The organism is uncultured Intestinimonas sp. (genome assembly GCF_944387245.1).
GTDB lineage: Bacteria > Bacillota > Clostridia > Oscillospirales > Oscillospiraceae > Intestinimonas.
On record NZ_CALXEE010000078.1, the window covers coordinates 1 to 10,279 of the forward strand.

General features: G+C 64.6%; 13 protein-coding genes. 4 read left to right on the plus strand and 9 right to left on the minus strand.

What is annotated here, in order from left to right; translation table 11 throughout:
- Window positions 1–106 precede the first annotated feature (106 nt).
- Window positions 107–667 (plus strand): RNA polymerase sigma factor, encoded by a 561-nt coding sequence (locus Q0K15_RS09410; protein ID WP_294515594.1) that lies wholly within the window; start codon window positions 107–109, stop codon window positions 665–667.
- Window positions 664–1,890, plus strand: coding sequence for a hypothetical protein (locus tag Q0K15_RS09415; RefSeq protein ID WP_294515595.1), 1,227 nt, complete (start codon window positions 664–666; stop codon window positions 1,888–1,890). The genes Q0K15_RS09410 and Q0K15_RS09415 overlap by 4 nt, the downstream gene beginning before the upstream one ends.
- 45 nt (window positions 1,891–1,935) lie before the next feature.
- On the opposite strand, the gene Q0K15_RS09420 is transcribed toward Q0K15_RS09415, so the two are convergent.
- Both Q0K15_RS09420 and Q0K15_RS09425 read right to left on the minus strand, forming a co-directional pair.
- Window positions 1,936–2,457 carry a nucleoside recognition domain-containing protein gene (locus tag Q0K15_RS09420; protein ID WP_294515605.1) on the minus strand — a complete coding sequence of 174 codons (522 nt, stop codon included), beginning with the start codon at window positions 2,455–2,457 and terminating at the stop codon, window positions 1,936–1,938.
- 2 nt (window positions 2,458–2,459) lie between these two features.
- Complete coding sequence (locus Q0K15_RS09425; protein ID WP_294515596.1) at window positions 2,460–3,032, minus strand: nucleoside recognition domain-containing protein; 573 nt, start codon at window positions 3,030–3,032, stop codon at window positions 2,460–2,462.
- Between the two features lie 213 nt (window positions 3,033–3,245).
- Here Q0K15_RS09425 and Q0K15_RS09430 point away from each other — a divergent pair, with 213 nt between their 5' ends.
- Window positions 3,246–3,488, plus strand: a complete 243-nt coding sequence (locus tag Q0K15_RS09430) for an AbrB/MazE/SpoVT family DNA-binding domain-containing protein (RefSeq protein ID WP_130851073.1) — start codon at window positions 3,246–3,248, stop codon at window positions 3,486–3,488.
- A gap of 218 nt (window positions 3,489–3,706) precedes the next feature.
- On the opposite strand, the gene rsmI is transcribed toward Q0K15_RS09430, so the two are convergent.
- Genes rsmI through Q0K15_RS09445 form a run of 3 tightly spaced genes read right to left on the minus strand, consistent with a single transcriptional unit; the run spans window position 3,707 to window position 5,503 of the window.
- Window positions 3,707–4,558, minus strand: coding sequence for a 16S rRNA (cytidine(1402)-2'-O)-methyltransferase (gene rsmI / locus Q0K15_RS09435; protein WP_294515597.1), 852 nt, complete (start codon window positions 4,556–4,558; stop codon window positions 3,707–3,709).
- Window positions 4,559–4,579: 21 nt separating this feature from the next.
- A complete protein-coding gene (locus Q0K15_RS09440; RefSeq protein WP_294515598.1) occupies window positions 4,580–4,795 on the minus strand; it encodes a helix-turn-helix transcriptional regulator in 216 nt (71 codons plus the stop codon).
- Window positions 4,796–4,834: 39 nt separating this feature from the next.
- Complete coding sequence (locus Q0K15_RS09445) at window positions 4,835–5,503, minus strand: methyltransferase (protein WP_294515599.1); 669 nt, start codon at window positions 5,501–5,503, stop codon at window positions 4,835–4,837.
- A gap of 315 nt (window positions 5,504–5,818) precedes the next feature.
- Here Q0K15_RS09445 and Q0K15_RS09450 point away from each other — a divergent pair, with 315 nt between their 5' ends.
- A complete protein-coding gene (locus Q0K15_RS09450) occupies window positions 5,819–6,604 on the plus strand; it encodes a GNAT family N-acetyltransferase (protein ID WP_294515600.1) in 786 nt (261 codons plus the stop codon).
- Here the strand turns inward: Q0K15_RS09450 and Q0K15_RS09455 are convergent.
- The 4 genes from Q0K15_RS09455 to Q0K15_RS09470 all read right to left on the minus strand — a co-directional run.
- The gene (locus Q0K15_RS09455) at window positions 6,534–7,172 is read right to left on the minus strand and encodes a CoA pyrophosphatase (protein WP_294515601.1); all 639 of its coding nucleotides are present in this window, start codon (window positions 7,170–7,172) and stop codon (window positions 6,534–6,536) included. The two genes, Q0K15_RS09450 and Q0K15_RS09455, sit on opposite strands and share 71 nt — an antisense overlap.
- Window positions 7,173–7,184: 12 nt before the next feature.
- The gene (gene nrdG / locus Q0K15_RS09460) at window positions 7,185–7,712 is read right to left on the minus strand and encodes an anaerobic ribonucleoside-triphosphate reductase activating protein (protein ID WP_294515602.1); all 528 of its coding nucleotides are present in this window, start codon (window positions 7,710–7,712) and stop codon (window positions 7,185–7,187) included.
- A 52-nt stretch (window positions 7,713–7,764) separates the two neighbouring features.
- Window positions 7,765–8,967, minus strand: a complete 1,203-nt coding sequence (locus Q0K15_RS09465; protein ID WP_294515603.1) for a class I SAM-dependent rRNA methyltransferase — start codon at window positions 8,965–8,967, stop codon at window positions 7,765–7,767.
- A 13-nt stretch (window positions 8,968–8,980) separates the two neighbouring features.
- Window positions 8,981–10,279 (minus strand): anaerobic ribonucleoside triphosphate reductase (locus Q0K15_RS09470; RefSeq protein ID WP_294515604.1); only part of this gene is annotated, 1,299 nt, incomplete at its 5' end.

Genomic DNA, 10,279 nt, shown 5'->3' on the forward strand with positions numbered 1-10,279 from the left:
AAACGGCGTGCGGAAAACCGCACGCCGTTTTTTACAAAATTTTTAGCCCCGCTGCGACCAAGTGGCTCCGTTTGGCGGGATATAGGGCAGAAGGGAGGGATCATATATGGAGGACAAGGCCATCGTTGCGCTCTACTGGCAGCGGGACCAGGAGGCCATCCGGGCCACGCAGGGAAAGTATGGGGCCTATCTCAGCAAGATCGCTTGGCAGATCCTCTCCGACCGGGAGGACAGCGAGGAGTGCGTCAACGACACCTATCTCAAGGCGTGGAACTCTATGCCTATCCAGCGGCCGGCGGTGCTCTCCACCTACCTGGGGAAGATCGTCCGGGACTGCGCCATCGACCGCTTCCGCCACAGGCACCGGCAGAAGCGCCAGGCGTCGGAGTACGCCCTCTCCCTGGAGGAATTGGCCGAATGCCTCTCCGGTGGGGACGCCACCCAGGAGGCGGTGGACCTCCACCTGCTGGGGGAGGCCATCGACACCTACCTCCGTACCCTTCCTCCCTCGGCCCGCCGGGCCTTCGTGGCCCGGTACTACTACATGGACCCCATCCGGGCGGTGGCGGCCGACCAGGGCCTGGGCCTGTCCCAGGCCAAGAGCCTCCTCCACCGGACCCGGTTAGAACTGCGGGAACACCTGCGAAGGGAGGGGTTTTCAGTATGAAGCCGGAGGACATCAGCGACGCCATGGCCCACATCGGCGATGACCTTCTGGAGGAGGCCGACGCCGTCCGGGGTTCCGGAGGCGTGCGGCGGAACCATTGGAAGGGCTGGGCCGCTCTGGCGGCCTGCGCCGGGGTGGTGCTCTTTGGGGCAGTCCGCTGGGGCGGTGGTCCGGCGGGGCCGGTCACCACGCCGGAGGCGGAGACCGCCGCTCCAGCGGCAGAGACCACGGCTCCGGTAGAGACAGCGCAGACTACTGCCGCCCCCGTCCCCACGGTGGACGGCCTGCCCATGCTCACCATTGAACTGGGGGAAATGGGCATGGGCTTTGAGGGCTACATGGCCTACGATATCTCCGAGCTGGTCAGCGGCAACCCCTGGACGGAGGAGGCCGGGCTCACCACCCTGCCCGTGTATGCGAATCCGCTGGAGCTGGATGAATACGGACAGCCGGTGGAGGACCGGGCCGCCATGGAGGCCGCCCTAGAGGAGGTTGCCGGCCGCCTGGGTCTGGAGGGGGCGGAGATCGAGGAGACCGACTGGGGGGCGCTGACCATCCAGGGTGAGGGGCTCACCCTGGATGTGAGCAGCACCCTGCCTGTCACCCTCGAGTTCGAGCCCACACGCGCGCTGCCGGAGAAATATGACTTCGGCCACCACGCCTCCTATGAGGCTATGGAGGCGGCGGGAGAATACCTGATGGAGACCTACGATACCCTGCTGAACATGGAAAAGCCCGCCCTCAGCCTCTGGGGCGGCGACTACAACATCTACCGGGAGCAGGGCTATCAGATCGAGGTTTATGAGGGGGCTGGGGACCTGACCGACCAGCTGGTGGGGTACCACTTCCGCCGGGTGGTTTTCTACCCGGACGAGGAGGGGCGGCTGTGGATGATCCGGTTCTACCTGTCCGACCTCTCCCAGAAGCTGGGGGACTACCCCATCATTACGGCGGAGGAGGCGGAGAAGCTGCTGGGAGAGGGCCACTACATCACCAGCGTGCCCTATGAGCTGTCGGGGCTGGAGTATGTGGAGAAAGTGGAGCTGGTCTACCGGAACGGGACGCTGGAGGGCTGCTGGATGCCCTACTACCGCTTCTATGTGCGCCTGCCTGAGATGGCGGAGGGGGACGGTCTCCGGACCTTCGGGGCCTATTACGTGCCGGCGGTGGAAGGGCGCTTCCTCACCAACCTGCCGGTGTGGGATGGCTCCTTCGACACCTGAGGAGCAAGAGAGCGGGCGGACCGAAAAAGGTCCGCCCGCTTTTTGTTATGTGGGGAAAAAGAGCCGCACCGCCCAGGCTGCTGCCACAAAGCCAGCCAGGTCGGCGCACAGGGCGGCGGGGACGGCGTACCGGGTCTTTTTGATGCTGGCGGCGCTGAAGTAGACGGCCACAGTGTAGAAGGTGGTCTCGGTGGAGCCCAGCATCACCGCCGCCGTCCGGCCGACGGTGGAGTCGGGGCCATAGGTGCGGATGAGGTCGGCTCCCACCCCCAGGGCGGCGCTGCCGCTTACGGGACGTACCAGCAGCAGGGCCACCGTCTCCGGAGGAATTCCCAGGTTTTCCAGTACCGGGGCCAGAACACCCGCCAGCAGCTCCAATGCCCCTGAGGCCCGGAGCATCCACACCGCCGTCAGCAGGGCGATGAGAGCGGGGACGATGCGGATGAGGACCCCCAGGCCGTCAGCGGCCCCGGTGAGGAGGGCGTCGTACACGTCCACCCGCCGCCACAGGCCCAGCAGGGCCGCCCCCACCAGCAGAAGGGGGACGGTGAGCTCTAGCACATCCATCATCAGTCCCTCCACAGCCGCGCGAAAAGCCGGGCGGCCAGGATGCCCGCTGTCACCGACAGGGCCGAAGCCAGCCACACCGCCGGCAGGATGTCAAAGGGGGCGGTACTTCCCGCCCCCGCCCGCACCGCCGCCACTGTGGTGGGGATGAGCTGGATGGAGGCGGTGTTGCACACCACCAGCATGCACAGGGCGTCGGAGGCCACCCCCGGCGAGCGGCGGCTCATGCGGCGGGCAGCATCCAACCCTAAAGGGGTGGCAGCATTGCCCAGACCCAGCAGGTTGGCCGACACATTGGCCGAGATGGCGTCTATCACGCCGCTGTCCCGGGCGAAGTCCGGGTAGAGCCGGCTCAGCACCGGCCTCAGCAGCCGGGAGAGCCACCCCATGGCTCCTGCCCGACGCAGCACTTCCATGACCCCCATCCATAGACACAGCGCCCCCGCCATACTGAGGCACAGCTCCACCCCGGCGGAGGCACCCTCCATGGCGGCGGAGGCCACCTCCGAACCCCGACCGGTGGCCAGAGCACACACCAGCGAAATGGCCACCATTCCCGTCCAGATTCCAGACATCCCCATTTTCAAGCCCCCCATCACCCAGAAATCTATGCCAGAATGGGCCAAAATATATCCGAAACCCACCATTTTCGTAGGATAGACATATTTTTACCCTGATTTCCATATTCTGATTGACTTTTCTATACAATATGTTATAATACATGACAGATATTGGTCCGGAACGCGCTTATGCGCCGCCATTATCTGGGAAGGAGCTAAAACAGAACTATGAAATCGACCGGGATCGTACGGAAAGTTGACGAACTGGGACGGATCGTGCTCCCTATTGAGCTGCGCCGCACCCTCGACATTGCAGAAAAGGACTCCCTGGAGATCTACGTGGATGGGGCCTCCATTGTCCTGAAAAAGTACCAGCCTGCCTGTATTTTCTGCGATGATGCCAAAGATGTTATCAATTTTAAGGGGAAGAATGTGTGCCCCAACTGCATTCGCGAGCTCATGAATAAATGAGTTCCGTGTCCCTTTCCTGCGGACAAAAAATCCGGAGCGGCGGCCGCCACTCCGGATTTTTTACATAGATTTTACATAGCAGATGATTTTTTCGTGTTCGAATGGTTTCGGTCGAAATCGATTTGTATTGCTGAAGGTCCTTCGTATCCGGAGTTATATTGCGGATTGTATATACAAATGGTATATGCATGATAACCAGAAAATTACAAAAAAGGAATTCAATCGACGTTATCCGACGTTCCTTTTCCCAGCGCCAGGTCGTAGAGGGCCTTGCGGGGCAGGCCCAGCTCCGCCGCCGCCTGCCGGGCGGCGTCCCGGAGGGAGGCGCCGGAGGCCCGCAGCTCCTCCACACGGCGGAGGCCTGTCTCCAGGGTGGGGACATTTTCAGCCTCGGGCGTGCCGCCTTCCACCACCAGCACGAACTCCCCCTTGGGGGGATTTTCTTCGTACCAGGCCACAGCTTCACCCAGGGTGGTGCGGCGGATCTCTTCGTGGAGCTTGGTGAGCTCCCGACACAGGGCAATGCGCCGGTCCGGGCCGAAGGTGTCCAGCAGGTCGGCCAGGGTGGATTGGAGCTTGTGGGGCGCCTCGTAGAAGAGCATGGTCCGGGTCTCGCCCTTCAGCTCCTCCAGGTGGGAGCGGCGGTTTTTCTTGTTCATGGCCAGAAAGCCCTCAAAGGTGAAGCGCCCAGTGGGCAGCCCGGAGGCGGCCAGGGCGGTGATGAGAGCGCAGGGGCCGGGGATGGAGACCACGGGGATGCCCTCCCGGGCGCACTGGCGGACCAGGTCCTCTCCGGGGTCGCTGATGGCCGGGGTGCCGGCGTCGGTGACCAGAGCGCAGCTCTCCCCCGCCAGGAGGCGGCTCAGGACGGCGGCGCCGCTCTCGCCGGTGTTGTGGCGGTAGTAGCTCACCATGGGCTTTTTGATGCCTAGGTGGTTGAGGAGCTTCAGGGTCACCCGGGTGTCCTCGGCGGCGATGAAGTCCGCCTGGGCCAGGGTGTCGGCCATCCGGGCCGAGATATCCCCCAGGTTGCCGATGGGGGTGGGGACAAGGTAGAGGGTTCCGGGCATGATGGTGCCTCCTGTACGTGATTATTCTTCCGACCGGCCCAGCAGATAGTCGGTGGTGACGCCAAAGTAGTCGGCAAGGGCGATGAGGGTTGTGATGGGAATGTTGACCTGGCCATATTCGATCTTCTGATAGTTGCTGACGGTACAGCCCAGCAGCGCCGCCATGTCCTTCTGGGTCTGTTTTTTCTGCCGGCGCAGGGCTTTGAGTCGGGCGGCAAAGGCGGTCAAAGGCTCCATGCGGATCACCCCTCTTGACAAAATGATTCCTCACATATATTAGGGCTGCGGACCGGCGCCGGACTGAGGCCCCTCCTGTAACCGCACAGACAGCACCTCCAGGCCGGGACGGCCCTGGCGCACCGCCTCCACCAGGGCGGCGGAGGGGGGCGTGGCGAGGCTGTGCTGGAGGAGAGCCATGCGCTTGGGCTCCAGGCCGTTTTCCCGCAGGGCGGCGAAGAGGTCGGGGAGACGCTCCGGACGGTGAACCAGGGCGAACCGCCCGCCGGGCCGGGTCAGGTACCCGGCGGCGGCGCACAGCTCCTTGAGGGTGCACCCCTCCTCGCTGCGGGCCGGTCCTCCCGACTTCCCCGCCCCGGTGGGAAACCAGGGGGGATTGGAGATCACCAGGTCGAAGGCGTTGGCGGGAAAGAGCTTCCGGTCTCGCAGGTCCCCGGTGACCACCCGGGCATCCAGGCCGTTCCGGGCAAAGGTCCGCCGGGCTACGTCAGCGGCGGCGGGGGAGACCTCCACCCCGGTGAGGAAGAGGCTCTCCTCCCGGTCCAGCAGCAGCAGGCCCAGCACCCCCGAGCCGCAGCCCAGGTCGCACACCTTCCACCCCCGGCGCACCGTGGCGAACCGGCCCAGGGCCAGGCTGTCGCCCCCCAGGGGAAAGCAGTCCTCCGTCAGGAGGAGGGTATAGCGGCCCAGCCGCTCCGTCCGCTCCATGGCCCTTGGCCCCCTTTTGTGCTAAAATAATGCGTAATGAACAAAGCCACAAGCCTTGAAAGCCAAGGCTTACAAGGCTGATTGGCTTTGTTCAGGTGCAAGGGTTTCGGGCAATACGGCCCAAAACCCTTGCACTTCCATTGGAACGCAAGGCGTTCCAATGGAAATATGCATTGTAACAATGTCTGAATTCCATAAAAACGGCCCCGTTTGGCCGTTTTTATGGAATTGCGCGGCTACCGCCGCGCGAATAAACCGATCCTCGGTTTATTCAGTAGACATTAAAATAAGAAAAACGAGAAAAGGAATGATCGCATGGACATCCGCGCCGTCACCACCCTGGCTCCGGGAGGGTCCGCCGGTCTGCCCGGCGGTTTTCAGGCTTGGGAGGGAGGCAGGCTGATAGGCTCTCTCACCCTCTTCGTCCCTCTGGGCCACACCGCCGAGGTGAGCGCCTTCGTCCCCACCGAACACCGGCGGAAGGGGATCTTCTCCGCTCTCCTCGCGGAGGCGGAGGCCACCTGCCGGGCGCAGGGGGCAGAGCGGCTCCTCTTCGCCTGTGGCGGGGTGAGCGGCGACGGCCAGGCGGTGGCGGCCCACTGGGGACTGGCACTGGACCACAGCGAGTACGTGCTGGTGTGCAAAGGGCCCCGGCCGGAAAGGGCCAAAGACCTCGCCCTTCAGCTGGTCGGTCTCCCGGATCTGGAGCGGGTGGCCGCCCTCACGGAGGCGGCCTTCGGCGACACCCCGGCGGAGGCCCGCTCCATGGCGGAAAAAACCCTCTCCGACCCGGCCCGGCAGTGCTGGGGGCTCCGGGAAGGGGAGAAGCTCCTGGCCGTAGCGGTGGTAGGTCCGGCGGCGGAGGGCCTGTCCATTTACAGCGTGGCGGTGGACTCCGCCCGGCAGGGACAGGGCCTGGGGCGGCGGTTCATGGCCGGTCTGCTGGCCGTGCTGCCCCGGGACAGGGCCCTGGTGGTGGAGGCGGACAGCAGAAACCGGCCCGCCCGGGCCCTCTATGAGGCCTTCGGATTCAGAGAGACCCGGCGGCAGGACTATTTTGTCCGCGGTCTGAAAAATTCCACAGGAGGATGCGGGCGGTGAGGCCCCAGATGGCGTGGCCCTTGTAGGTCCAGATGGGCACCTGATGGGTACCCGTCCGCCAGGGGTAGCCCTCCGGGAAGCCGATGAGGTCATAGGGGAAGTCGTCGTCCACCCTGGGCACCAGGGGGAAATTATAGAGGAGGGGCGGCTGGTCCCGGAAAAAGTCGGCGGGCACCAGGAAGGTCTCCTTCACCTCGGCGGCACTGGCCTGCATGTTCACCACTGCGCCGGTGTCCACCTGGGCCAGCACCGGGTGCATGAGGCCGTGGGAGGGCATGAACACGTCGTCCAGCCGGGCCATGGGCCGGATGGCCGAGGGAGGGATACCCAGCTCCTCGCCCGTCTCCCGGAGGGCGCACTGGGTGGGAGTCTCCCCCTCCTCCATCCGCCCGCCGGGGAAGCAGACCTCCCCGGGCTGCCGTCGCAGGGCATCGGAGCGGACCTCAAAGAGCAGGTGGAGCTTCCCGTTCCACTCCACCACAGGGACCAGTACGGCGTAGTGGGTACGCACCCCCATAATGCCGGGGACACGGTCCAGAAAACGCCCTTCCAGCTCAGAAATGGTCATGACTGCCTCCTTTCACGACTCCGGGACGGTGAAGTGGGCCAGAGGGGCGGGACGGCTCCACAGCACCACATGGCCAGCCGTCCGGCTCTTTTTTACATCGATGAGCCGCTGGTTGGCGCTGCCCCGGAACAGGGCCTCGTAGGACTTCTCTGCCCGCAGGAAGGGGCCGTCCACCAGCACGTCGGTCTGCTCCAGCAGGGCCAGGGCCCCGGGCAGGTCCCCCTCCAGCAGTCTCTCATAAGTATACCCCGTATAGGTCCACACGTTCAAGCCCCTTTCCCGGGCCAGCCGGGCCAGGGCGGAGCAGTCCTCCGCCTGGAGGAAGGGCTCCCCACCGGAGAGGGTGAGGCCGTCGGTGAGGGGATTGGCCATCATCCGCTGGGCCAGCTCGGCCACGGTCACCTCCCGGCCCCCGGCGGGGTCGTGGGTGTCTGGGTTGTGGCAGCCGGGGCAGTGGTGGGGGCAGCCCTGGGTGAAGACGGTGAACCGAAGCCCGGGGCCGTCCACGATGGAGTCGGATACCGTATTGGCGATGCGCATGACAAAAACCTGCCTTCTTTGAAAAAACGGGCTGCAAAGCAGCCCGTTTTGTTTATTGATCGTCCACCACCTGGAAGATGTAGAACTTCAGGTAGAGGGACTGGTCGGCGCCCCACAGCACCGGGTGGTCGGGGGACTGGGTGCGGTACTCCACCTGCCGCAGACGGCGGCGGGCGTCGCGGGCGGCCTCCCCGATGGTTTTCGTAAACAGCTCCGGGGTCATGAAGTGGGAGCAGGAGCAGGTGGCCAGATAGCCGCCGTTCTTCACCAGCTTGATGCCCCGCAGGTTGATCTCCCGGTAGCCGGTCACCGCCTTCTTCACCGAGGCACGGGACTTGGTGAAGGCGGGCGGGTCCAGGATCACCAGATCGAACCGCTCCCCCTGCTTCTCCAGGGCGGGCAGCAGCTCGAACACGTCGTGGGACTCGAACCGGACCCGGTCGCTCATGCCGTTGAGCTCTGCGTTGCGGGTGGCCTGATCCACCCCCAGCTGGGAGGCGTCCACCCCCAGCACCTCCCGGGCGCCGCCCTTGGCGGCGTTGAGGGCGAAGGCCCCGGTGTGGGTAAAGCAGTCCAGTACCTTTCCGTCCTTGGCCAGGGGCTGGATGGCCAGACGGTTGTACTTCTGGTCCAGGAAAAAGCCGGTCTTCTGACCGTCGGCCACGTCCACCTGGTAGCGGACCCCGTTCTCCACGATCTCTACCATAGGGTCAAAGGGCTCGGACAGAAAGCCCTTCACCCGCTCCATGCCCTCCTTCAGGCGCACCTTGGCGTCGCTGCGCTCGTAGATGCCCCGGATGGCGATGCCGTCCTCGGCAAGGACCTTCACCAGAAGGTCCAGAATGGTCTTTTTCAGCCGGTCGATGCCCAGGGCCAGGGACTCCACCACCAGCACATCAGAGAACTTGTCCACCACCAGGCCGGGGAGGAAGTCGGCCTCCCCGAAGATCACCCGGCAGGAGGAGGTGTCCACCGTGTCCTTCCTGTAGGCCCAGGCCGCCCGGACCCGGGACTCCAGAAAGGCCTCGTCGATGACGGTGCCCGGCTTCCGGGACAGGACCCGCACGGCGATGGTGGAGGCCCGGTTCAGAAAGCCCACCCCCAGGGGATAGCCGTTGTAGTCCTCGATGGCCACCACTTCCCCGTCGGCAGGGTCTCCCAGGACCTCGCCGATCTCGTTGTCATAGATCCAGGGACCGCCGGCCTTGAAGAACCGGCCCTCCCCCCGCCGCAGGCGGATGCTCGCTTCTTTCATCTCTTCCATCCCCTTACACGCTGTGCTTGACCCGGTCGTGTTCCTCCGCCCGCTTGGCGTTGTTGAACCGGTCCAGGGTGCCCACCAGATAGCCGGTGATGCGGCGGATGCGCTCGAAGGGCACGCCGTCGGCCTCGGTGCGGCCGCAGCCCGGGCACTGGTCCCCGATGATGCCGGAGAAGCCGCACACCGGGTCCCGGTCCACCGGGTGGTTCACGCTGCCGTAGCCGATGCCGCTCTCCTTCATGCAGCGGATCACCTTCTCAAAGGCCTCCAGGTTGTCGGTGGGGTCGCCGTCCATCTCGATATAGCTGATGTGGCCGGCGTTGGTGAGGGCATGATAGGGGGCCTCGATCCTGATCTTGTCGTAGGCGGAGATGGGATAGTACACCGGCACATGGAAGGAGTTGGTGTAGTACTCCCGGTCGGTGACCCCCTCGATGACGCCGTACTTCTCCTTGTCGATGCGGACAAACCGGCCGGAGAGGCCCTCCGCCGGGGTGGCCAGCAGGGAGAAGTTGAGTCCCCGCTTTTCGCTCTCGGCATCCATCCGGGCACGCATATGCCCCACGATCTCCAGACCCAGCACCCGGGCCTTCTCGCTCTCGCCGTGGTGGGCGCCGATGAGGGCTTTCAGGGTCTCGGCCAGGCCGATGAAGCCCACGGACAGGGTGCCGTGCTTCAGGACCTCCCGGACCTCGTCGGACCAGTCCAGCTTGTCACTGTCCAGCCATACCCCCTGGCCCATGAGGAAGGGATAGTTATAGACGTGCTTCCGGCACTGGATCTCAAAGCGCTCCAACAGCTGGTCCACGCACAGGTCCATCATCCGGTCCAGGGACTCGAAGAAAGTGTTCAGGTCCCCCTTGGCCTTGATGGCCAGCCGGGGCAGGTTGACGGTGGTAAAGGACAGGTTGCCCCGGCCGTTACAGATCTCCCGCTCGGGGTCATACACGTTGCCGATGACCCGGGTACGGCAGCCCATGTAGGCGATCTCGGTCTCGGGGTGGCCGGGCTTGTAATATTGCAGGTTGAAGGGGGCGTCAATGAAGCTGAAGTTGGGGAAGAGCCGCTTGGCCGAGCAGCGCATGGCCAGCTGGAAAAGGTCGTAGTTGGGGTCCCCGGGGTTGTAGTTGACCCCCTCCTTCACACGGAAGATCTGGATGGGGAAGATGGGCGTCTCGCCGCCGCCCAGGCCCGCCTCGGTGGTGAGGAGGATGTTCTTCATCACCAGCCGGCCCTCGGGGGAGGTGTCCATGCCGTAGTTGATGGAGGAGAAGGGGGTCTGGGCGCCGGCCCGGGAGTGCATGGT